The following is a 22,789-nucleotide window of genomic DNA, read 5'->3' on the forward strand; positions in this document are numbered from 1 at the left end:
GACCTAAACCCGACGGAGGATGAGATGAAATGGCTGATGAGCTTCGTGCTCGGCGTGCTGGTCGGCGCCGGTGGTCTGTTCGTGATTCTGCGCGCCGTGCCTGACGAGCCGGCCCCGGTGGCGGCCAGCACGGCGCCGCCGGCGGGGATTCCCGCCTCGCAGATCGAACCGCAGCTGCCGGGACCGCCGGTGGTGCAGGCCGACCTGAGCGACGTCGACCTGCCGCTACGTCCGTCCATGTCATCAATCCCGTCGGGGTCGCCGCAGGCGCCGGCCGATGCCGCCGCCGCCGCCGTCCACGGCAAGCTGGCAGTGCCGGTGCAAGGCATCAAGCTCGCCAGCCTCAGCGACACCTACGACCAGCCGCGCGGCAACCAGCGCCAGCACGAAGCGCTCGACATCATGGCGCCGAAAGGCACGCCGGTGCTGGCGGCGGCCGACGGCAAGGTCGCCAAGCTGTTCACCAGCAAGCCGGGCGGCACGACGCTGTACCAGTTCGATCCGAGCGAGAAGTACGCGTATTACTACGCGCACCTGGACCGCTATGCCGACGGCATCAAGGAAGGCATGGACATCAAGCGCGGCGACGTTCTCGGTTATGTCGGCGTGACCGGCAATTCCGACCCGAACGCGCCGCACCTGCACTTCGCCGTGTTCGAACTGACGCCGGAGAAGCAGTGGTGGAAAGGGACGCCGCTGAATCCCTTCCCGCTGCTGAGCGACGCCGGTCCTTAACGGGGCGTCGCGATCGCGCCCGGCTCGTCGATGTCCGGGCCGACGTTGATGGCGGCATAGGCGCGCTGCACGGCAACCACCTCGCGGCTATCCTTGCCGTACAGCTCCTCCGCCGCCAGGATCATCTTGGCGCGCGCATCGGCGTAGTTGGTGGACGAGTTGAACTTGGTCGTGTTCGCATGGAACCAGATGCGGAAGGCCTTGTCCGTGCCGATGCCGCTCATCGCCGCCGGCTGCTTTACCAGGTATTTGCTGAAGTGGTCGCCGGCGCTGTCGGCCTTTGAACCGCGCGCCAGGAAATAGAACATGCGGTTGTTGGGACCGCTGCTGTAGTGTACGTCGAGGCGGCGCAGCGAGGTGCTCCAGGCGTCCGGGCTGCTGCCGTCCTTGCTCGGGCGGTACATCCAGCGCAGCGGCGTGGCGTTCTTGCTGATCTCGGTGCCCAGCTGCCAGTCGTTGCCCTCTTCCGGGAATTTATCGCCCTTGCCGCCGGCGCGCGCATAAGCTTCCACCACCTCGCCCGAGATGTCCGAGCTCGATTCGTTCAGGCCGCCCGACTCGCCCGAATAGATCAGGTCCGAGGTGGCGGCCGTGATGCCGTGCCCCATCTCGTGGCCGACCACGTCGATCGCGCCCAGGCTGGTGAAATAGGTGCCGTCGCCGATGAACATGCAGCGGCAGGTGTCGCTGTAGTAGGCGTTGTCGTAGCCGCGGTTGACGTGGGCGGCGATGTAGGTGGCGGTGTTCTTGCCGTCCAGCGCCAGCCAGCCCAGCACGTTCTTGTGGGCGTCGTAAGTGTTCATCAGGCCCCACATCGCGTTCACCGCCGCGGTCTGGCCGTTCGGGCCCGTGGTGCTGCCGCCCTCCACGAACTGCTTGCCGTCGCCCCAGACGTTGGTGGCATTGGTATAGACCTTGCCGGCGCTGCTGCTGTTGTTGGCGTTGGTGATCGCCATCGCGCCGAAGGTGCCGCCCTTGCCGCGTTCGGGGTCGAGCATCTGGTAGCTGCCGTTCACCAGGCTGGTGCTGATCGGGACTTCGCCGTTGTACTGGCTTTTACCCACGCCCACCACGGTCTGCAGCATGCTCCACTGGTCGAGCACGGCGCCATCGCGGGCGCTGACGATGGTGTCGAAGTAGATCGGCTGCTCGCTCAGGCGCATGCGGGTGCGCACCAGGTAGCCCAGCTCGTAGCGCTCGACCACGTCCTGCACGTCGAGCCCGTTCAGCTCGGCCTCTTCCTTGGCGCCGGCGCCGACCACGCGCTGCATGCGCATCACTGGATAGATCACCAGTTCGGCCGTCGGCTTGACCACGTGCACCGCGTTCTGGCCGACGCTCGCCGCCAGCGAACCAAGCGCGCTGGAGATCGCCGCCTTGCTGTTGATCTGGGGCTGCACGCTGAAGCTGGCGGTCAGCGCACCCAGGCGATTGGCGGTACCGGTGCCCAGGTGCTGGCGGCGCTCGGAGGCGGACTCGGACAGCACCTTGGCGGAGCTGTCGAGCACGATCACCGAATCGGAACCGAACACGCGCACGCCTTTCCAGGTGTGGACGGCGCGCAGGATCTGGGTGCCGTTCGCGCCCGGATGCTGGGAGGTGATGCGGTAGTGGTGGTCGGCGTCGAGCCCCTTGGCCTGGCGGGCCGCCGTCAGCTGGGCCAGCACGGAGGATTTCGCGCTGGCGCTCAGCGTCGTGGGCGGGCTCATCATGGGCGCAGCGGCCAGCGGCTGCGCAAACAGCAAGGCGGCGCCGAGCAGCGCTGCCGGAAAAGTGGTGTGCGGGTTCATCTCGTCTCCGTCCGTGAGGACGCGGTCCAGACATGGACCGCGCCTCGGACAGTTTGGACGAGCTCAGCAGAAAGGATTTGCTTGAACGCAACCCTTATGCGGGCTGATCAGAAGCTGCGGCTCCAGCTCAGCGCCAGGGTGCGCCCGCGCCCGGCATAGGTGGCGTTCACGTCCACCGCGGATGCGGACTGCGAGTAGTAGCCGACGTACTGCTTGTCGAACAGGTTCTCGACGCTCAGGCCGAAGCGGCCGTACTGCGTATCCCAGGTGGCAGCGGCATCGACCAGGGTGTAGCCCTTGAAGTGCTCTTCGAGGTTGCTGGTGCCGACGCGGCGGCCGATGTTGATGTCGCGGTCGCGCAGGTGGGTGGCCTGCAGGCGCAGCTGGGCCTGTGGCCTGAAGCGCCAGTTGGCGCCCAGCACCGACTTGTCCGGGCCCTGCGAGCGCGCGCCGAGGTCGAGGTCCATCGGCGCGCCCTGGCTGGCGGCGGTCTTGCCATCCAGGGTGGCCCAGGTGCCGAACACGCTCCAGTCCTTGTTCGGACGCCATTCGGCATTCGCTTCCCAGCCCTTGACCGTGGTCGGCACGCGCTCGACCAGGCCGATGCCGGCCGAGGTAATCCGGATCACGCTGCCGAGCTTGGAGCGCGAATCGTAGCGCGACAGCCCAAACTGGCCGCTTTGCCCGCGCCAGTTGATCCCGACTTCGTTGTTGCGGGTGACGATGGGCTGCAGACTGATCAGGCTGGAGACCGACTGGTTCGGCACCGCGACACCGCGCAGCACCAGGCCGGCGTCCGGCAGGCCGAAGCCTTCCGAGCTGCCGGCGAACACCGACCATCCCGGAGCGAAGCGCCACACCGCGCCGATGTTCTTCACCGATTTCGAGAACTCGGCGGAACCGCCCTCTACCCGCCGGCTGCCATAGGCGGCCAGGGTGGTGTAGGTGTCGACGTCGAGCTTGGCGTCCTCGAAACGCACGCCGCCGCGCACGGTCACCGGGCCGAACTCGTATTCGAGCTGGGCGAAGGGTGCGAGCGAACGGAACTTCAGTTCGGGCACCCAGGTACGGCCGGTCCCGGCCAGGCGCTGCTGCGGATTGTCCTTCAGCCAGTCGAGGCCGGCCGTCAGTTCCAGGCCCTGGACCAGCAGGTCCGGGCGGGCCCAGGTGATGCGGGCGCCGCGCTTCTCGGTCACCACCTGGGACTGGTCCCACAGGGTGCCGACCGGAGCGAGCGCGCGGTCCTGGAAGGTGGACGTATTGGTGGCGCCGTACAGCGCCGAGAATTCGTGGCCAAACAGCTGCACGGCCAAGCTGCCGCCCGCCAGCTCATGGTGACGGTAGTCGAGGCTGGCGCTGCGCACCTTGTTACGGGGCGGCATGCCGATCGGCGTGCCGGGCGCGGAACTGGTCGGGATGCCCTCGGCCAGGTTGCCTGGCACGCTGCGGTAGTCGCCGTCGCCGGCCAGGTCGAAGCGGTTCAGCGTGAGCTGCAGGCGCTGGTTGCCGAAGTTCCTGCCGATCTTCAGGAACAGGTCGTTGCCGTGCGAATCCATGGTGTCGCCCTGCACCGCATCGATGCCCAGGGGGCGTCCGCTGCCGTCGTAGCCCATGCCGCGGCGCTGCACGCTGGCAAAGGCCAGCACGTCGATGTCGCCCGACTTGTGGCTGACGGTCAGGCCGGTCTTCCAGTCCAGGCTATCCGATTCGAACTGGCTGGCCAGGCGCGTGTTGACGGTGTAGGTCGTGCCTTCGGTGCGTGGGGTCTTGGTGATGTAGTTGATGATGCCGCCGGTGGCGCCCATGCCCTGCATCGCCGAGGCGCCGTTGATGACCTCGATGCGTTCGATGATGGCGCTGTCGGCGAAATAGCCCTCGCGCATGCCGGCGCGCAGCGGGTTCGATTGCGGAATGCCGTCGAACAGGATCAGCGGCTGGCGGCCGCGCAGCGATTCGCCGGTCGAGGTCATCTTCTGGCGGCTCGGCGCATAGCCGGGCACATAGGTCGCGAGTGCCTGCGAGGGGTCATCCGCGATCAGGTACTGGGTGGCGAGTTCCTGCTGGGTGATCACCGAGACCGCGCCCGGGATCCGGTCCACGGCCTTGGCGGTGCGGGTTGCAGTGACCACGACCGAGGCCAGCTCCCCTTCGTTTTCCGTGGGCTGTTCCTGCCAGGCCGCTGCCTGCGGCGCCGTCATCAGGAGGCAGGCAGCCGCTACGGCGCCGGCAAGCGGTTTCATCTTGTGCATCATGGGCAAATAAGTTTTTCTTGTTGTAAAGACTCGCAAATGATAACGATTCTCACCTAAAGACACAATAGGAATCATTCTCATTTCGGTTATCATCGCGTACATGAAAGCACTCATCCGCACCATCCACCTGTGGGCCGGCCTGGTCTTCGGCACCATTCTCGTCCTGCAGGGCCTGACCGGTACCGTGATCGGCTGGCGCCACGAGCTCGACGCCTGGCTCAATCCGGGATTACTGCAGGTGGCGCCGCCACCCGGCATGGTGCCTGGCGCCGAGGCTCGGCCCTCGCCCGCCCAGGTGGCGGCGGTGGCGGCGCGGCTGGCGGGCGACCCGGCCTACGGAAGGCCGGACACCCTGTTCCTGCCGGAGGTGCACGGGGACGTCTACGTGGCCTGGTACCGGCCGGGGAAGCCGGACTCCAGCTGGAGCCAGGGCGTGACGCGCCAGGTGATGGTCGACCCGGCGAATCTCGCGGTGCTGGGAGAACGCAACTGGGGCGAAGCAGGATTCTCGCGCCCGCTCCTGATGCCGACGCTGTTCCACCTGCATCGCTACCTGATGGTTGGCGACGCGGGCAAGCTAATCATCGCAGTGCAGGGCGTGGCCTTGCTGCTGCTGACGCTGACGGGCATCGTGGTGTGGTGGCCGAAAATGACCCTGTCCGCGTTCTGGCACGCGATCTCCGTGCGCCGCGGCGGCAACTGGCCGAAATTCAGCTTCCAGCTGCACCGCGCGGCCGGTTTCTACGTGGCGCCGGTATTGCTGGTACTGGCTTTTTCGGGGGTGTATTTCAACATGCCGGACTGGGTCACGCCGGCGATCCGCGCGGTGGCGCCGCTGACAAAAAACGGGAAGCTCACGAACGCCAGCAGCAAGGATGCGCCGCGCATCGATGCGGGCGTGGCGATGGCGGCGGCGCAGGCGCGTTATCCGCGAGGGCGGGTCTCGCGCATCGGCATTCCCGGCAAGCCTGAACAGCCGTATGAAGTCAGGGTGCGCCAGCCGGGAGAATTGCGCCACGGCGCCGGCGCCACCCGGGTGAGTGTCGACGCCGGCAGCGGCGCGGTGCTGCGCACCATCGATCCGCTGGCGGCAAGGGGCGGCGACTGGTTCACCAGCCTGCTCTACCCGCTGCACACCGGCGAAGCCTTCGGCCTGGCCGGGCGCATCCTGATCAGCGTGGTAGGCGTGACGCCGCTGCTGTTCTTCGTCACCGGCCTGGTGGTGTGGCTGAAGTTCCGCCGCAAGCCGGCAAAGCGCAAGACGCCGGCCGCAGAAGCGACGCGGCGTCCTTTGCCTTCCCGGGAAGCTGCTTAACGGTAGTAACGCTCGCCGTAGCGGTCGCCGTCGTAACGGTCGCCGTCATAGCGGCTTTCGTGACGGTCCCGGCCCTTTAGCAGGTACCAGGCGGCGCCGACCACGGCGGTGGTGATCAGGGCCTTCTTGGCCAGACCGGCCGGGTTGTGCTTCAGCTCGGCCTTGATGCCCATCTCGCCCAGCACGTTCGGGATGTGCCCGCGCGCCAGGTCCTCGGCCACGCCTTCGACCACGTTGACGCGATCCGCCAGCAGCAGGAGCAGCCAGTGGCGAAGATCGTTCTCGGTGGACTTGAAGGCCAGGCGCCGGATCATGCCCGACAGTCCCGAAGGCGGCTGCACGGTGCCGAAGATCTGGGTGATGCCCGGACGTTCTGGCGAGACCAGCACTTCCACTTTTTCCTGCTGCTGTACCGGGTCGCCCTCCAGCTGGGGAGTGTAGCGAGGCGGAGTGCGCTCCATCGGCACGGCGGGGCGGTTCTTGCGGTCGAGGTCGGCGCCCCAGCCGTTGATGTGCTGCAGTTCCTGGCGCGAGGGACGGCGCGGCGCGATGTGGCCCTGGCTCGGGTGATGCTGCAGGTGGCCGTGGTCGTGATCGTGGTCGTGTCCGTGATGGTGGTGTTCCTGGATATCGCTGCGTGGTTCCATGTTCGCTCCTTAATGCAGTGCGCTGGCCGAGACCGCTTTTACCTGGTTCGCGTTCGGCGGGATCAGGATGGTCTTGATGCAGTTGTCGAGCTTGCCCGAGAAGATGTGATAGGCATCCGACACTTCTTCCAGTGGCACGCGGTGCGTGATGATTTCCTTCGGATTCAGGCGTCCTTCGCGGATGTGCTCGATCAGGCGCGGCAGGTGGCGCTTGACGCTGGCCTGGTTCATGCGCAGGGTCAGGCCCTTGTTCAGGGCATTGCCGATCGGGACCGCATTGAAGGTCGGGCCGTAGACGCCGACGATCGAGACATTACCGCCCTTGCGCACCGAGTTAATGCACCAGTGCAGCACGGTGGCGGCGCCGGCCTGCATCATGGTGTAGCGGCCGGTGATGGTCTGCATGGCGCTGCCCGAGGCTTCGCAACCGACCGCGTCGATGCAGACGTCGGCACCCATCCAGTCGGTCATCTTCTTGATGTGCAGGGCCATGTCCTGCACTTCCTTGAAGTTGATCACTTCGCACTGGGCGTAGCGCTTGACGAACTCGAGGCGGTATTCGATGTGGTCGACCACGATCACGCGCCCTGCTCCCATCAGCCAGGCCGACTTGGCGGCGAAGATGCCGACCGGCCCGGCGCCGAACACGACCACCGTGTCGCCTTCCTTGATGTCGCCCATTTCCGCCGCCTGGTAGCCGGTCGGCACCGCGTCGGTGAGCAGCACCGCATCGTCGTCGTGGATGTCGTCGGGGATCACCATCGGGCCGACGTCGGCCATCGGCACGCGCACCAGCTCGGCCTGGCCGCCGTCGTAGCCGCCGGCCGTGTGCGAGTAGCCGTAGATCCCGCCGACTGCGGTGGCTTGTGGATTCGTATTGTGGCAATTGCCGTACAGTTCGCGGTCGCAGAAGAAGCAGGAACCGCAGAACAGGTTGAACGGCACCAGCACCTTTTGGCCGACTTTCAGGTTCTGGACACCGGGGCCCACCTCTTCCACCACGCCGATGAACTCGTGGCCGAAGGTGTGGCCGACGCGGGTGTCGGGCACCAGGCCATGGTACAGGTGCAGGTCCGAGCCGCAGATGCAGGACCGGGTGACGCGCACGATGGCGTCGCCCGGGTGCTCGATGACGGGGTCGGGCTTGTGATCGGCACGGACGCGATAGGGCCCGCGGTAGTTCATTGCCAGCATAACTCCTCCTCGATAATGTTCAGAACGGAATAACGGCGCCTGCCGACTTGGCAGGCTGTGCATTCACGTTATGTCAAAACGCCAAGGATTGCGATACGCGCACGGAAACGAACGGGGCATTTGTGCCGACTTTGGGTCGAGCCCGCTCCTAACGGGAAGTTCTCCTACAAGACGTCTTAGAGCTGACGCGCCTCGAAGGTATTGCACTGCTCCACGCTGCCGCTTTCCAGCCCGCGCCGGAACCAGCGCACGCGCTGCGCCGAACTGCCGTGGGTAAACGAATCCGGCACCACCGTGCCCTGCGACTGACGTTGCAGGGCGTCGTCGCCGATCGCGGTGGCGGCCGCCAGCGCGGCCTCGACGTCGCCCGGCTCGATGATCTGGCGGCGCTGGTTGGCCCAGATGCCGGCGAAGCAGTCGGCCTGCAGCTCGAGGCGCACCGACAGGCGGTTGCCCTCGGTTTCGGACATGCTGCGCTGGGCGTTGTGGACCTGGTCGGAAATGCCCAGCAGGTTCTGCACGTGATGGCCGACCTCGTGGGCGATCACGTAGGCCTGGGCGAATTCGCCCTCCACCTTGAAGCGCTGCTCCATCAGGCGGAAGAAGCTCAGGTCGATGTAGACTTGGCGGTCGGCCGGGCAATAGAAGGGACCGGTGGCGCTGCGGCCGGTGCCGCAGGCGGTGCCGGTAGCATTCTCGAAAAGTACCAGGCGCGCCGGCTGGTATTGCGCGCCCTGGCTTGAAAACAGGGCGGCCCAGGCATCCTCGGTCGAGCCCAGAGTGGCACGCACGAAGCGCGTTTCGGGATCGTTGGCCGGTTCGGCGCGCGGCGCCTGCTGCACCGGGACCGGGCCGCCGCCGCCGCCCAGCAGCGCCAGGATGGTGCCGGGATCGACGCCGAAGATGGCGCCGCCGACCAGGGCAATGACCAGGGTGCCGATGCCGACCTTGCCGGCGCCGATACCCCCAAAGCCCCCGCCGCCGCCGCGGCGGTCTTCCACGTTATCGCTCTGGCGTTCGCCTTCCCATTTCATCCTCGATCTCCTCGTTATCGCCCGGGGTGCCGCTTCAGCATGCCCGTGTCGGCGCGCTCGCGCGCATCCTTGATGCGGAATTCTTCTTCCAGCGCGCTCAAGCCGGCGCGCGCCTCGTCATGCAATGCCCGTTCGTGGCGCTCGCGCGCAATCTCGCGCTCGACGCGTCCGCCACCTGCTTCGATACCGTCCCTGCTTGCCATGTTCCCTCTCCCGGAAGCCCATTGTGCGATTGAGTATGTGGGGCGGCCGGGATTCGAACTGTTCGCATGCTCACATAGCGGTGGAAATTTCCCACGACCAAGCTGTTCTCTACGTGCGGTGACGCACAGCGCCGCAGCCCCCGGCATGCGACGCTGCACGGCATGACTAGCCCACACGCCAACGCCCTGCTCGCCGTCGGACGCTACCTGCGCGCGCACGACTACCGTTTCATCACGGTGACCCCGTCCACCCACCGCCGCATCAACCGCCGCCCCGGCAACGAACGCGCGATCGACCTGCGCGGCATCTTCGGCTGGAGCCGGCCGTTCGCGCCCGCCGATGTCGATCCCGAACTGCTGGGCCTGATGCGGGAGGCGCGGATCGTGGAGCCCGATGGCGCCCTGCTGCGCTCGACGCTGCGCGCGTCAACCCTGGGCGAGATGCTGGTGTTTCACTCGGCCTACCCGACCGACGACGACGATTCCGTGTTCTTCGGACCGGACACCTACCGTTTTGTGGGCACCATGGGGCGCGCCTTCCCCTGGCTGGCCGCGGGACCGACCCGGGCCGTGGACATCGGCTGCGGCGGCGGCGGCGGCGCGCTGGCGATCGCGCGCCAGTTCCCGCATGCCGAGGTGATCGGGGCCGACATCAATACCCGGGCGCTGGCGCTGACGGTGGTGAACGCGCGCCTGGCCGGGCTGGATAACCTGGAGGCGCGCCACAGCGACCTGTTCGCCGGACTGGATGGCGAGTTCGACCTGGTAGTGTCGAACCCGCCCTATGTGCTGGACCCGAGCGAGCTCCCCTACCGCCACGGCGGCGGCATGCGCGGGGCCGAGCTGTCGGTGCGCATCGTGCGCGAAAGCCTGGCCCATCTGCGCCGCGGCGGCAACCTGATGCTGTACACGGGAGTGGCGATTGCGGGGCCGGTCGACGACTTTCTGGAAGCAATCCGTCCGGACCTGGAGGCGCAGTGCGACCACTGGAGCTACGAGGAGCTGGACCCGGACATCTTCAGCGGCCAGCTGGGCGAACCGGGTTACGAAGACGTGGAGCGGATCGCGGCGGTGTGGCTGCACGCCATCAAGCGTTGAGTAGCCCGGCCCGCGGCCCAAAAACGTCGTACGCGCCACTGGCGCCTGCGACTTCCGGCGAAGGCCGGAACAATGCCACTGGCATTGTTCCGCCCAATTTTGCATGCGTACTAGTACTCGACGAACTTGGGCACCGGCCTTCGCCGGTGCGACGGTTTTACTGCTAACGGACGTAAAACAGTCGCTATGCGCTAACGCAGAACCGTCTGGATCGCGTGGGCGGGAATATCGACCGTGACTTCCTTGCGGTCCACGATCAGACGGTACTTCTGGGCCTGGTCCGTCTTGTTCATCACCACGATCGCGAGGCTCCCGTCCGTGTTGCGGAAGGCGGTGGTAGCCAGCACGCTGCGGCTGCTGGCCGCGCTCACGCGCCGGGCGCCCGGCTTGATGTAGCGGGTGAAGTGGCCCAGGTAGGCATAACTCGGGGTGTATACCAGCTGGCCGTCGTCGCTGGCATGCAGGGGCGCGAAGCAGAAGTTGCCCACGTGGTTGGGGCCGCCGCGGCTGTCGAGCAGCATGTTCCAGTCGATCCAGCCCACTGCGCCGGCGTTCAGGTCGGCGATGATCTCGCTGCCGTAGCGCTCGCCGTTGGCCCAGTGCTGCAGTTTGGCCGGGTCGAACTTCTCCACGGTCGCTTCGGTCAGCAGCAGGTTGACCTCCGGGTAAGCTTCGTGCACGGCCGCCACGTTGGCGTGCATCGGCTCGCCCTTGGTCCAGGTCTCGTACCAATGGAAGCCCACGCCCCAGACATAGGGCCGCGCTTTCGGGTCGGACAGGATGTGGGCGGCGCGCTGCGGCAGCAGGTCGCGGTTGTGGTCCCAGACCACGATCTTCTTGTCGCCCAGGCCCGCCTTCGTCAAGGCTGGCCCCAGGTGGTCGCCCAGGAAGCGGGTTTCTTCCTCGGCGGTGTAGATCATCGATTCCCAGCGCTGGGTCGCCATTGGCTCGTTCTGCACCGACAGGCCCCAGATCGGGATGCCCGCCTTTTCATAGGCCTGCACGAACTTCACGTAGTACTGGGCCCACAGCGCGCGGTCGCCCGGGTTCAGGCTGCCACCACGCAGCATGTTGTTGTTGGTCTTCATCCAGGCCGGGGCACTCCACGGGCTGGCAAACACGCGCAGCTGGCTGCCGTGCGCCTTGGTCGCCGCCAGCGCCTGGCGCAGCAGCGGCACCCGGTGCTGCATGTCGTGTTCGATGCTGAAGGACGCCAGAGAGCGGTCGCCCTCCTTCACATAGGTGTAGCTGCCGCTGCTGAAGTCCGAGCTGTGGATGGTGGTACGGACCACGTTGTAGCCCAGGCCCTGGCGTGGGTCGAAATAGGCGGTGAGGAAGTCCTTCTGCGCGCCCGGCGTCAGTTTGGCGTACACCTCGGCCACCGCATCGGTGACGGCGCCGCCGAAACCGAACACCTGTTGGAAGCGCTTGCTGCTGTCGACGAACACGGCGACTTCCGTTTCCAGCGGCTGGCCCGAGGCTTTCGCTTCAGGCAGCGCCTGCGCATCGAAGCGCTTGCCGCTGTCCTTGGCCGTGGTCACCACCTGCCAGGTATTGGCGGCTGCGGCCTGCGCCCCGTGTCCCATCAGCGCAGGCGCCAGGGTGGCGGCACACAGCATCTGGATGGCCTGTCGTCTCGTCTTCATCTGCTCTCCCGGTTGGAAACGTTACCACATCATTCCGAGCAATATAACATTGCCAATTCTCGGGTGTCAAAAGATGAGTTAAGCGTTTACCTAATTCCAGCGACCCTCGAGGCCGCCAAGGCTGAAGCGGCCCGCGCCGAGGAAGACCAGGGCGATCGCGCTGCCCAGGTACATGCCCTGCAGTTCCAGGGCCCAGCCGCCGGTGTCCGAGAGCGAGAAGAATTCGCCGGTATGCACCAGCAGCAGCGCCACCACCATGTTGACCGCGACCACAGCCGCCGCCGCGCGGGTGAACAGGCCGACCAGGAGCAGCAGCGGCGCCAGCACTTCGCCGACGTACACGCCATAGGCGAAGATGGCCGGCAAGCCGGCTTTTTGCAGCATGCCTTCGATGAAGCCGACGCCGCCGCCGATCTTCGACAGACCATGGAACAGCAGCAGGAGCGTGAGAACGACGCGCAGGATCAGTTTGCCGAGGTCGTCGTGGTTTCTTGCGGCAGGTGCGCTCTGCATGGTCGTCTCCCGGGTTGTTTGCCCGAGCATAGCACCGCCCTGCTACGCAGGCACGCCCCCTAGTCGGCCGCCAGCGCGCGCAGGGCGGGTACGACCTCGTGCAGGCTGGCCACCTCGACGCTGGGCAGCGCCTGCGTGTCGTTGGCCAGGCGCCCCGGATTGAACCAGCAGCTGTCGATGCCGAAGCGGTTGGCGCCGAGGATGTCGGCATCCAGGCGATCGCCGACGATGATGGTCTCGTGCCTGGCGAAGCGGCGCGCCATGCCGGTGGTGTATTCGAAGAAGCGGCTGTCCGGCTTGGCGTGGCCGCAGGCTTCCGAGGTCGCAACGAAGGCGATGTGCTCGCCCAGCCCGGAGCTGGCGATGCGCCGGTGCTGGATGTGGTGCACGCCGTTGGTGATGATGCCGATCTCGCCGATGGCGCTCAGTTCCGCGCACAGGCGCTGGGCGCCGTCGACCAGCACCACGGTCTCGGACAGCGATTCGAGATAGAGCCGGCTGGCGGCCTCCGGGTCCAGGTCCAGGCCGTTGTCGGCGAAGGTGCGGCGGAAGCGCTCTACCTTCAGCACGTCCTTCGACACGCTGCCCGCCTCGAACGCGCGCCACAGGGCCAGGTTGATCGCCTGGTATTGCTGGAACAGGCCCTCGAGTTCGTCGCTCAGGCCGAGTGCGCGCATGGTGCGGTCGAAGGAGAGCTGCTCGGAAGCCCGGAAATCGAGCAGGGTGTCGTCCAGGTCGAACAGGAATAAGCTGTGTTTCACTGCGTTGATCCGATGCGGCATTGCGTGACCTTGCATCTTAGCACGGGGCGCCATGGCCGCTTCCGGAACACCCGGCCCGGATGTGCTGTCCAAGCACATGAACGGGAGGAGACCATCTTGCGCCACACCCTCGCATCGGCCGGAGCCGCGATCATTCTCTTGATCGCCGCACTGCTGCCCGCCGCCGCCGCGCCGCCGGCGGTCGGCCTGCTCGACATCGACGGCGCCATCGGTCCCGCCAGTGCCGACCACGTGGTGCGCAGCATCGAACGCTCGGCCGCGCTCGGGCACGGCCTGCTGATCCTGCGCATGGACACTCCGGGCGGCCTCGACACCTCGATGCGCACCGTGATCAAGGCCATCCTGGCCTCGCCGGTACCGGTCGCCACCTGGGTCGCGCCCAGCGGCGCGCGCGCCGCCAGCGCCGGCACCTACATCCTGTACGCGAGCCACGTCGCGGCCATGGCGCCGGGCACCAACGTCGGCGCCGCGACGCCGGTCGAGGTCGGGCTGGCGCCTCCAGGCGACGCCGGCAAGGACGCCCCGAAACAGCCCTCTCCCTCGGTGGCCAAGGCGACCAACGACGCCGCCGCCTACCTGCGCAGCCTGGCCCAGCTGCGCGGCCGCAATGCCGACTGGGCCGAGCGCGCCGTGCGCGAATCCGTTAGCCTCAGTGCCGACGACGCCCTCAAGCTGCAGGTAATCGACGTGCTCGCCCCCGACCTCCCGACCCTGCTCGCCAGCCTCGAGGGCCGTACCGTCAGCGTGCTGGGCCAGCCACGGGTCCTGCACACCGGCGGCGCGGTGACGGTGTCCTTCACGCCCGACTGGCGCACCAATGCGCTGGGGGCGATCGCCAACCCCAGCGTCGCCCTGCTCCTGATGACGGTCGGCCTGTATGGGCTGGTGTTCGAGTTCATGAATCCGGGCGCGGTGGCGCCGGGCGTGATCGGGGCGATCTGCCTGTTGCTGGGCCTGTACGCCCTGCAGCTGCTGCCGGTGAACTACGCCGGACTGGCCCTGATCGTGCTGGGCCTGGCCTTCATGGGCGCCGAAGCCTTCCTGCCCAGCTTCGGCATCCTTGGACTGGGCGGCGTCGCGGCCTTTGTCGCCGGCGCGCTGATGCTGATTGATACCGAGCTGCCCGGCTACGGCATCCCGCCCGGGCTGGTCGGCACCCTGGCCACCGCCAGCGCCCTGCTCCTGTTCGGTACGGTGCGCCTGGCCGTGAAGACCCGGCGCCGGCCGGTGACGAGCGGTGCGGCGGGCCTGATCGGCATGCTGTGCACGGTGGAGCAGACCGGACCGCGCCGCGCGAACGATGCCTGGGTCCGCGTGGAGGGCGAGCTGTGGCGGGCCGTCAGCAGCACGCCCCTGGCGGCGCAACAACAGGTGCGCATCGTCGGCAGGGACGGCCTGACGCTGGAAGTGGTACCGGCGGACGGCGGCAAGGTGGCGCCATCATGACGGGATTCGGCATCGGCCTGGGCGCCATCCTGTTCCTGGTGCTGGCGCTGCTGGTGTCGGCGATCCGCATCCTGCGCGAGTACGAACGCGCCGTGGTGTTCCAGCTGGGGCGCTTCTGGGGCGTGAAGGGTCCCGGCCTGGTGATCATCATCCCGGTGCTGCAGCAGATGGTGCGGGTCGACCTACGCACCATCGTGCTCGACGTGCCGACCCAGGACGTGATCTCGCGCGACAACGTCTCGGTCAAGGTCAACGCGGTGCTGTACTTCCGCGTGGTCGACCCGGAGCGTGCCATCATCCAGGTCGCCAACTTCATGGAAGCGACCAGCCAGCTGGCCCAGACCACGCTGCGCGCTGTGCTGGGCAAGCACGAACTGGACGAGATGCTGGCGGAGCGCGAGCGCCTCAACATCGACATCCAGCAGGTGCTGGACGCCCAGACCGACGCCTGGGGCATCAAGGTGGCCAATGTGGAGATCAAGCACGTCGACCTGGACGAATCGATGGTACGCGCCATCGCGCGCCAGGCCGAGGCCGAGCGCGAGCGGCGGGCCAAGGTGATCCATGCGGAAGGCGAGCTGCAGGCCTCTGAAAAGCTGCAGCAGGCCGCGCTGGTGCTGTCGCGCCAGCCGGGCGCGATGCAGCTGCGCTACCTGCAGACGCTGGGGGCGATTGCCGGCGACAAGTCCTCGACCATCGTGTTCCCGCTGCCGATCGACGTGCTGGCGGGCCTGGACGGTCGCGCGCGCAAGGATTAAGGTGCCAGCTGCTGCGGCCCGATGTCGGCTACCCTCTGCACGCCTGTCAACACCATGTTGGTGCGCAGGTCCTTTTCCATGATCGCCAGCAGGCGCTCGACCCCGAGCTGGCCCTGCGTGGCCAGCGCATAGATGAAGGCGCGGCCGATCAGGACGCCGTCGGCGCCCAGGGCCAGCATGCGGAACACGTCGGTGCCGGTGCGCACGCCGCCGTCCGCGAAGATCGCCATCCTGCCCTTCACCTCGGCCGCGATGGCGGGCAGCGCCTGCGCGGTGGACGGCGCGCCATCGAGCTGGCGTCCGCCGTGGTTCGACACCACGATGCCGTCGGCGCCGAAGGCCAGTGCGTCGCGTGCGTCCTCCGGGTCGAGGATGCCCTTGAGGATCAATTTGCCCTTCCACTCGTCGCGGATCCACTGCAAATCGGCCCAGGCGATGCCCGGATCGAAGTTCGCGCCCAGCCAGCCGATGTAGTCGGCCAGCCCGGTGGCGCTGCCGCGGTAGGCCGAGATGTTCCCGAGGTCGTGCGGGCGTCCGAGCACGCCCACGTCCCAGGCCCAGCGCGGATGCATCATTGCCTGCAGCACGCGCCGCAGCGGTCCGTTCGGGCCGCTCATGCCGCTATGGGCATCGCGGTAGCGTGCCCCCGGCACCGGCATGTCGACCGTGAACACCAGCGTGGTCGCGCCCAGCTCCCAGGCACGCCGCATCACGTCGCGCATGAAGCCGCGGTCCTTCAGCACATAAAGCTGGAACCAGATCGGCCGGTCCGCCTGCGCCGCCACTTCAGACAGGGGGCACACCGAGACCGTGGACTGGATGAAGGGGATCCTGCTGCGACAGGCCGCGCGCACCGCCTGCACCTCGCCGCGGCGCGCGTACATGCCGGCCAGGCCGATCGGCGCCAGCGCGATCGGCAGCGCATAGTCCTGGCCGAACCACTGCACGCCCAAGTCCAGTTGCTTGGAACCGCGCAGGACACGCTGGCGCAGCCTGACCTTCTGCAGGTCGTCGACGTTGGCGCGCAGGGTCTGCTCGGCGCCGGCGCCGCCGTCCAGGTAGTGAAAGAGAAAAGGCGGCAGGCGCCGGCGCGCCGCTTCGCGAAAGTCGGTGGCGGAGGAGATGATCATGGCAGCGGCGTGATACTGACGTTGCGCAGTTCATAGGGGGCGCCTTCGAGCTGGAAGCCGATGCGTCCAACGCGCGGTGCGGCCGCAGTCACCTGGTTCTGCGCCACGCCATTCACCGTGACCTCGATCACGCCATCGCGGCTGAGGATATCGGCGCTGTTCCATTCGCCCGCCGGCCGCTCGCTGTTGGCACCGAGCCGTCCCTTGATCGCCGGGTAGGCGCCGGGTGCGCTGGTGAGCGCTTCGGCGAAGCTGGCCCCTGCCATCGGCAGCAGGTCGCCGGCGAAACCATGCTTGGTCTGCACCTGTATGCTGAGCGGCCAGACGCCGTCCCTGGGGCCGGACGCCACATGCAGCAGCACGCCCGCATTGCCTGGCTTGCCCGGCCAGCGCCATTCGAGATGCATGCGGTAGTTGGCGTAGCTGGCGCGGGTCGCGATGAAGCCGGAAGGCTTGCCGGCAAGGTGGATTACCCCGGCAGCATCCCGCGACCAGAGCGCCGCGGCGTCGGCCGCCGGCGTCGTGACAGCTTCCAGCGCGTCGGCGCGGTCGAACGGTTGCACGCCAGGCGTGGCGCAGCCCACCAGCAGCGCTGCGGATGCGAGAATAAGGCCGGGACTAGAACGCTTTACCATATGAGGACAGTCGATGAATGAACACAGGAGACGCACGATGACCCAGCTGGCTGCCGCACTCGCATTGGCCGCTGCCGGCCCGATTTCCACAGCCGCAGCCGCCGCAGGCCCGCAGATAATGCCATTGTGGCCCGAAGGAGTGCCCGGTGCCAAGCCCGAACTTGGTCCCAACCGCGTCGACGAAGATGGCCGCACCACCAATATCACGGAGCCGACCCTGACGGTCTATCCGGCTGCGGTGGACCGCGCCAACGGCACGGCGGTCATCATCTGTCCGGGTGGCGGCTACGTGCGCCAGTCGACCCGGCGCGAGGGCGAGCAATACGCGCACTGGCTCGGGACCCTGGGCGTAACCAGCTTCGTGCTCACCTACCGCCAGCAGGAATTCGGCCACCCCGCGCCGCTGCAGGATGTGCTGCGCGCCGTCCGGCTGGTGCGCTCGCAGGCGGCGCGCTTCAATGTCCGTCCCGATCGCATCGGCGTGATGGGCAGTTCGGCCGGCGGCCACCTGGCGGCCAGTGCGGGCACCCTGTTCGACCATCCACTGGGGCGCACGGGTGCGCAGCTGGATGCTGTCAGCGCCCGGCCCGACTTCCTGATGCTGATGTATCCGGTGATCGCAATGGACGGCCCGGCTGTGCATGCCGGTTCGCGCAAGGCGCTGCTGGGCGCGGCGCCGAAGGCGGCAGAGGTGCAGTTGATGTCGATGGAACGCCAGGTGACGCCGCAGACCCCGCCTACCCTGCTGGTCCATACCCAGGAAGACGCCTCGGTGCCGGTCGAGAACAGCATCCTGTTCTACCAGGCGCTCACGCGTAACAAGGTACCGGCGGAGATGTACCTGTTCGAGCACGGCGCGCATGGGATGGGGATGCGGGACGGGCTTGGTACGGCCTCGCAGTGGCCGCGCCGCGCGGAAGAGTGGCTGAAGGCGCGCGGCCTGCTCGACCCCGCCAGGTAGGCTGGAACGGGCGCAAACGCGATTCAAGGCCTGGCAGTGGCCACGGCGTTTTGAATCATTTCCTGCCGATCTGGGTTCCTGCGGACTGAGACAGTTTAGTGATGGGCGGCGCGTGAACCCTTGCGGGACAGCGTCGCCGCCCTAGACTGGATCACTCGATCAGCCGCTCTATGGAGAAATGATCATGCGTCCCCTGTCCTTCCTGCTTTCCGCATCGCTGCTCGCGCTCGCCGCCGGCGCAGCCGCTCAGAACAGCATGCCCTACCCGCCGCCCGATACCGCGCCAGGCTCCACGGTGCAGGTGAGCGCGCGCGCCACCCCAGAGCGCATCAAGCAGCGCCAGGCGGAAAAAATCACCGGCAATTATGAGATGTCGAACGGCTGGTACCTGCGCGTGCGCACGGGCGCGCGCCACATCGACGCCACCATCGACAAGCAGGGACCGATGCGCCTGGTCCGGGTGTCGACCTATGGTTTCGCGTCCGGCGACGGCAACGTGACGATGGACTTCAACCGCGGCCGCGACGGCGACGACATGCTGATGACCTACGTTCCTGATCCGCGTATCGCGCAGCGGGTGGCGCTCACCTCTCGGATGGCGCAACGCTAAACCGCGTGCCTAGGGCGCGACGATGGCCCGGAACGGGCTGCGCCGTTCACGCACCAGCGCCGCCACGGCCTCCCGCGACAGCGGCGGCGCCGGCAGGGCCAGGCGCGCAGGATCGATGGCAGCCTGCTCGGCCTGCATCAACTGCAGTCCGTTCTCGCTGCTCTCGATCAGCGTGCCGCGCGCCGCCAGCTGCTGCAGCGTATCGAGCAGCAGCCGGCTCGCGTTCTCGGCCAGCAGATGGCGCCCGAAGGCGAGTTCGCCGGCGGTAAAGGCCAGCAGGGCCGGGCCGACCTGGCGCAGAGTCGGGTCGCGGCTGACGACATAATATGGCGCGCCCTCCGGATCCCGCACGGAGCCGTAGCGGTCGAATTCCCATTCCGCGCCGCGGATGTTGTAGACCTCGCCGCTCCAGCCATTGATCTCGATCGGGCCCTTGTGCACGATGCGCTGTGGGGTGAATGCGGGTATGGCGCTGAGGGCACGCATGATGCCGCTGCCGGCATCGTTGGCATTCGCCCGCAAGGCCGCTTCGATGTCCGCCAGCCGCGCGACGACCGGCCTGCCACCGAGTTCCGCCACCTGGTAACTTTCACCGGCCAGCACGAGCCGGTACTGGCGGCCGTCCGGCGCGCCGGCGCGGAAGTCGCCGTTGTCGGCGATCTCGAACACGAGCCGGCCGGGATCACCATCCTGTTCGTAGATGGCCCGGGTTGCAGACTGGGCCAGTGGTGACAGCAGAAGACAGAGCAGGATCAGCAGGCGCATGGTGTCGGACGGTGACTATTGGTTGCGAAAGCAGCCTGTACAGAATAGCAAACATCCCCGCTCGGTTTATGCAATTTGGAAACAAATTGTAATGGGGCCAGTTGCGGCACAACCGGCCCCATGTCATGCGTAGTCAGATCAGCTCAGTGCGCATGCCCTCCTTTCGCTTCGCACTGCTGCCGCTGCTCGCGGCACAGCTTCTCGTGCGCCGCCAGCGCCTGCTCGCGCGCCTGCAGCTGCTGCGGCGTGCGCGCCGGGGCCAGGATCTCGGCCAGCGGGATCACCCGGCCGTTCTTGACCACGAAGCGCACGTCGGCGGCGGCGCGCAGGTCCTGCAGCGGGTCGCCGCCCACCGCGATCAGGTCGGCCAGCTTGCCCCCCTCGACCGTGCCCAGGTCCTCGCCCACCAGGGCGATGCGGGCGGCGTCGCGCGTCACCGAATACAGCGCCTGCAGGTTGCCCTCCACCAGGGCAGCACCGCGCATGTTCAGGTGCAGCGAGATGCCCGGTACTACCAGCGGCGAATCGGTGCCGTTGGCCACCAGCGCGCCGGCCGCGCGCACCTTGGCCTGCTGGGTGGCGTCGTTGATGATGGTCGCCAGTTGCGCCGCGGTGGGCGGCTGCGCGTTCTGCAGGCCGGGCACGAAGTTGGGCGGCACCAGGATGAAGCGCGGATCGAGCGCGATGCCCGGGTCGAGGCCGGCCAGCGCGCTGCTTGAAAACAGGGTGTCGATCAGGCGGAAGTCGCCCTTGCCGTAGATGTCGGCCGCATCCTGGTAGGTGATGGCGCGCGCGAAGGACTTCGACCAGCCGTAGCCCATGCGCTGGGTGGCCGACAGGTGGGTGGTGCCGGCCAGGCCGGTGGCCGCCCCCGGCTGCACCATGTGGGTGCCGCTCGGCACGCGCAGGTCGAGCGCCCCTTGTGCGATGCGCTCCATGATCGGGATCGGCGCGCGCACGTAGCTCTTCAGGAAGTCGGCGTCGAAACGCTTGGCCTTGTAGATTTCCAGTTCGGCGATGCCGGGCGTGCGCAGGGTGCGCGCGAAGCTGTAGAACAGGCGGTTGCCCTCCCACAGCGGCGGCGAGACGAACAGGCGCGGCCCGAGCAGGTTGCCGGCTTCCAGCGCCTCGCGCAGCTCGACGCTCTGGTGCAGCGGCCCGGCCACCGACTGCGCCGTGGTGATCCCGTAGGACAGCATCAGCTGGGCGATCTGGCCGAACTGGCCGCCCTGGTACAAGGTCAGCGGGTGCAGGTGGGTCTCGATCAGGCCCGGCATCACGGTCAGGCCGCCGGCATCGACCACCGTGAGGTTCGCCGGGTGGTCGGTATGCGGGGCGACCGACACGATGCGGTTGCCCTCGACCACGATGTCGACGTCGTGGCGCAGGCTGGTCCCGACGCCGTCCCACAGGCGGCCGGCATGGATCAGGGTGCGGCCCGCGGGCACGGCCTGGCGCCACTCCAGCTTGACCGGAATCTCGCGTGTGCCGCTGCCGTCCACGCGCACGGTGCGCACCCGTTCGGCCGACTTGTACAGGATGGTGCGCGAGTCGCCGCCCCAGGACGGCAGGTCGGCGATGTCCTCGGTGACGCGGCGCGCCGGCCCGGTCGGGGCGCCGCTGGCGTCGACCGGGATCACGTACAGGCGCGAGTCCATGATGAAGGCGACCCGGGTGCCGTCCGGCGCGAGCACGGCGGCGCCCTCGTCGCGCTCGGCGATCTGGCGCGGCGCCGGCGCGACCTGGTAGAAGGTGCCGGTGCGGCTGGCCAGGTCGATCACGCGCAGCTTGTTGTAGCCTTCGCGGAAGCGATTGTTGATGCGCTCGTTGTCGACCAGGAGGATGCGCTGCCCGTCGGGGGTCCACTGCGGCGTGCTGACCTGGGTGCTGACGGAAGCCAGGATCACCTCCGGCGTGCCGGTGGCGCGGTTCCAGATCTCGAGCTGGCCCGACAGCGTGGTGTAGGCGATGCGGCCACCGTCCGGCGAGATCTTCGGCGTGGCGATCGAGCGGCCCGGGATCGCCGCCAGCCGCGTACGGGCGCCCGTCGCCACCTCGACCTGGTCCACCGCCAGCTGGCCGGCGTTGTTGCGCTCGGACGAGAAGTAGATCGCGCGACCGTCCGCGGTCCACTGCGGGTTCAGGTCGCGGTCCGGGTCATTCGTCAGGCGCACTGGGTCTGCGCCGATGCGCATGGTCCAGACGTCGTTCAGGGCGACGAAAGCGATGCTGCGGCCGTCCGGCGACAGAACGGGGGCACTGATGCCCTTCGCATGGCGCAGGTTGAAGTTGTCGAAGCCGCGGCCCTTTCCCTGCACGCCCAGCACCGGCCGGCGCAGCCTGAGTTGCGCGCGGAAGTTGACGTCGCTCGGGTTGGCGCCGGCCGCGTCGCGGATGCGGATACGGCCATCGGCCGTGTACAGGAAGCGACCATCAGGGAGGAAGCGCACCGGGAACGGGAAGATGTCCTCGTTGTTCGTGACCACCGCGCCGCCCACCACCAGCTGGCGCGCCGCGTCCTGGTAGACCAGCGCGCTGCCGCTCGGAGTCCATGCCGGGGCGGTGCCGGGGGCAACCACGGTCGGCGCGCCGCCGCCGATCGGCGCGGTGACGACGTTGGCGCCGTCGACATAAGCCAGGCGCGTGCCGTCGGGCGAGACCACTGGGTTGCTCTCGGCGCCCGGTCCGGTCGTGATTTGCACCGGCGCCCCGCCGTTCACGCCCACGCGCCAGATCTTGTACTGGCCGTCGCCGCTGCGGTCGGACGAGAACACCAGGCCGCTGCCGTCGGGCAGCCAGGCCGGCTCGCGGTCATCGTAAGGGCCGGTGGTGTGCTCGCGGATGTTGCGGCCGTCCGGCGAGATGGTCCAGATGTGGAAGTTCCCTTCCGGTGTGTAGTTCTGGAAGGCGATGCGCCTGCCGTCGGGCGACCACACCGGCGCGGTCGGCTCGACGCGCCAGTCGGTAATGCGCCTGGCCTCGCCGCCGCTGGCCGGGATGATCCACAGGGCGCCCTGCGCCGAGAACACGATCTGGCGGCCGTCGGGCGACGGCGCGGCCGCCATGTTGGTCCCTTCGCGCAGCTCGATCGTCAGGTCCTGCGTCGGGCCGCGCAGGTTGTTGAGTTCATCGACGCGTCCGCCACCCGGCCAGTGGCATGCGGACAGCAAGGCGGCGCCGACCGCGAGCGCGAGCGCGCTGCGGCAAGGAAGGCGGGAACTGCGCAGGGAGCTGCGGGTAGCCATGTTTTCCTCCTGGATGGATTGCCAAATTGC

Annotated in this window: 20 protein-coding genes; 7 read left to right on the forward strand and 13 right to left on the reverse strand. The window is 67.8% G+C overall.

Annotation, left to right across the window (positions count from 1 at the left end):
- Positions 1–24 precede the first annotated feature (24 nt).
- Entirely contained in the window at positions 25–735 is a 711-nt protein-coding gene (locus tag LK542_RS11690; RefSeq protein WP_227812040.1) for a M23 family metallopeptidase, read from the forward strand.
- On the opposite strand, the gene LK542_RS11695 is transcribed toward LK542_RS11690, so the two are convergent.
- Together LK542_RS11695 and LK542_RS11700 are read right to left on the reverse strand one after the other, a co-directional pair.
- Positions 732–2,525 (reverse strand): M4 family metallopeptidase, encoded by a 1,794-nt coding sequence (locus LK542_RS11695; protein WP_227812041.1) that lies wholly within the window; start codon positions 2,523–2,525, stop codon positions 732–734. The two genes, LK542_RS11690 and LK542_RS11695, sit on opposite strands and share 4 nt — an antisense overlap.
- A gap of 107 nt (positions 2,526–2,632) precedes the next feature.
- Positions 2,633–4,765, reverse strand: a complete 2,133-nt coding sequence (locus tag LK542_RS11700) for a TonB-dependent receptor (protein ID WP_227812042.1) — start codon at positions 4,763–4,765, stop codon at positions 2,633–2,635.
- 112 nt (positions 4,766–4,877) lie between these two features.
- Here LK542_RS11700 and LK542_RS11705 point away from each other — a divergent pair, with 112 nt between their 5' ends.
- The gene (locus LK542_RS11705; protein WP_227812043.1) at positions 4,878–6,092 is read left to right on the forward strand and encodes a PepSY domain-containing protein; all 1,215 of its coding nucleotides are present in this window, start codon (positions 4,878–4,880) and stop codon (positions 6,090–6,092) included.
- On the opposite strand, the gene LK542_RS11710 is transcribed toward LK542_RS11705, so the two are convergent.
- The 4 genes from LK542_RS11710 to LK542_RS11725 all read right to left on the reverse strand — a co-directional run bounded on the left by LK542_RS11710 (position 6,089) and on the right by LK542_RS11725 (position 9,170).
- Positions 6,089–6,739 (reverse strand): hypothetical protein, encoded by a 651-nt coding sequence (locus LK542_RS11710; protein ID WP_227812044.1) that lies wholly within the window; start codon positions 6,737–6,739, stop codon positions 6,089–6,091. The two genes, LK542_RS11705 and LK542_RS11710, sit on opposite strands and share 4 nt — an antisense overlap.
- Positions 6,740–6,748: 9 nt before the next feature.
- Positions 6,749–7,933, reverse strand: coding sequence for a zinc-dependent alcohol dehydrogenase (locus LK542_RS11715; protein WP_227800850.1), 1,185 nt, complete (start codon positions 7,931–7,933; stop codon positions 6,749–6,751).
- A 176-nt stretch (positions 7,934–8,109) separates the two neighbouring features.
- The gene (locus LK542_RS11720; protein ID WP_227812045.1) at positions 8,110–8,967 is read right to left on the reverse strand and encodes a neutral zinc metallopeptidase; all 858 of its coding nucleotides are present in this window, start codon (positions 8,965–8,967) and stop codon (positions 8,110–8,112) included.
- 14 nt (positions 8,968–8,981) lie between these two features.
- Entirely contained in the window at positions 8,982–9,170 is a 189-nt protein-coding gene (locus LK542_RS11725; RefSeq protein WP_227800848.1) for a hypothetical protein, read from the reverse strand.
- Between the two features lie 162 nt (positions 9,171–9,332).
- Between LK542_RS11725 and LK542_RS11730 the strand changes: the two genes are divergently transcribed.
- Positions 9,333–10,268, forward strand: a complete 936-nt coding sequence (locus LK542_RS11730; protein ID WP_227812046.1) for a class I SAM-dependent methyltransferase — start codon at positions 9,333–9,335, stop codon at positions 10,266–10,268.
- Positions 10,269–10,459: 191 nt separating this feature from the next.
- Here the strand turns inward: LK542_RS11730 and LK542_RS11735 are convergent, their stop codons facing one another.
- From LK542_RS11735 to LK542_RS11745, 3 genes are all read right to left on the reverse strand, one after another.
- On the reverse strand, positions 10,460–11,914 hold the full coding sequence (locus LK542_RS11735; RefSeq protein ID WP_227812047.1) for a glycoside hydrolase family 30 beta sandwich domain-containing protein: 1,455 nt from the start codon (positions 11,912–11,914) through the stop codon (positions 10,460–10,462).
- Between the two features lie 90 nt (positions 11,915–12,004).
- The gene (locus LK542_RS11740; protein ID WP_227812048.1) at positions 12,005–12,427 is read right to left on the reverse strand and encodes a DoxX family membrane protein; all 423 of its coding nucleotides are present in this window, start codon (positions 12,425–12,427) and stop codon (positions 12,005–12,007) included.
- A gap of 59 nt (positions 12,428–12,486) precedes the next feature.
- A complete protein-coding gene (locus LK542_RS11745) occupies positions 12,487–13,188 on the reverse strand; it encodes a YjjG family noncanonical pyrimidine nucleotidase (RefSeq protein ID WP_227812049.1) in 702 nt (233 codons plus the stop codon).
- 117 nt (positions 13,189–13,305) lie between these two features.
- Between LK542_RS11745 and LK542_RS11750 the strand changes: the two genes are divergently transcribed.
- A complete protein-coding gene (locus LK542_RS11750) occupies positions 13,306–14,655 on the forward strand; it encodes a nodulation protein NfeD (protein WP_227812050.1) in 1,350 nt (449 codons plus the stop codon).
- Positions 14,652–15,413 (forward strand): slipin family protein, encoded by a 762-nt coding sequence (locus LK542_RS11755; protein ID WP_227812051.1) that lies wholly within the window; start codon positions 14,652–14,654, stop codon positions 15,411–15,413. Before LK542_RS11750 ends, LK542_RS11755 begins: the two co-directional genes overlap by 4 nt.
- Here LK542_RS11755 and lldD read toward each other — a convergent pair.
- Both lldD and LK542_RS11765 read right to left on the reverse strand, forming a co-directional pair.
- Positions 15,410–16,543 carry an FMN-dependent L-lactate dehydrogenase LldD gene (lldD, locus tag LK542_RS11760; protein ID WP_227812052.1) on the reverse strand — a complete coding sequence of 378 codons (1,134 nt, stop codon included), beginning with the start codon at positions 16,541–16,543 and terminating at the stop codon, positions 15,410–15,412. The two genes, LK542_RS11755 and lldD, sit on opposite strands and share 4 nt — an antisense overlap.
- Positions 16,540–17,178, reverse strand: a complete 639-nt coding sequence (locus LK542_RS11765; protein ID WP_227812053.1) for a DUF1080 domain-containing protein — start codon at positions 17,176–17,178, stop codon at positions 16,540–16,542. The genes lldD and LK542_RS11765 overlap by 4 nt, the downstream gene beginning before the upstream one ends.
- 118 nt (positions 17,179–17,296) lie before the next feature.
- Between LK542_RS11765 and LK542_RS11770 the strand changes: the two genes are divergently transcribed.
- Together LK542_RS11770 and LK542_RS11775 are read left to right on the forward strand one after the other, a co-directional pair.
- Positions 17,297–18,139 (forward strand): alpha/beta hydrolase, encoded by an 843-nt coding sequence (locus tag LK542_RS11770; RefSeq protein WP_227812054.1) that lies wholly within the window; start codon positions 17,297–17,299, stop codon positions 18,137–18,139.
- A 184-nt stretch (positions 18,140–18,323) separates the two neighbouring features.
- Positions 18,324–18,749, forward strand: coding sequence for a hypothetical protein (locus LK542_RS11775; protein ID WP_227812055.1), 426 nt, complete (start codon positions 18,324–18,326; stop codon positions 18,747–18,749).
- Between the two features lie 9 nt (positions 18,750–18,758).
- Here LK542_RS11775 and LK542_RS11780 read toward each other — a convergent pair whose 3' ends face one another.
- A complete protein-coding gene (locus LK542_RS11780) occupies positions 18,759–19,418 on the reverse strand; it encodes a hypothetical protein (protein WP_227800836.1) in 660 nt (219 codons plus the stop codon).
- A 239-nt stretch (positions 19,419–19,657) separates the two neighbouring features.
- Positions 19,658–22,759 carry an amidohydrolase family protein gene (locus LK542_RS11785; RefSeq protein WP_227812056.1) on the reverse strand — a complete coding sequence of 1,034 codons (3,102 nt, stop codon included), beginning with the start codon at positions 22,757–22,759 and terminating at the stop codon, positions 19,658–19,660.
- Between the last annotated feature and the right edge of the window lie 30 nt (positions 22,760–22,789).

It is taken from the genome of Massilia sp. IC2-477, from assembly GCF_020707265.1.
GTDB lineage: Bacteria > Pseudomonadota > Gammaproteobacteria > Burkholderiales > Burkholderiaceae_D > Telluria.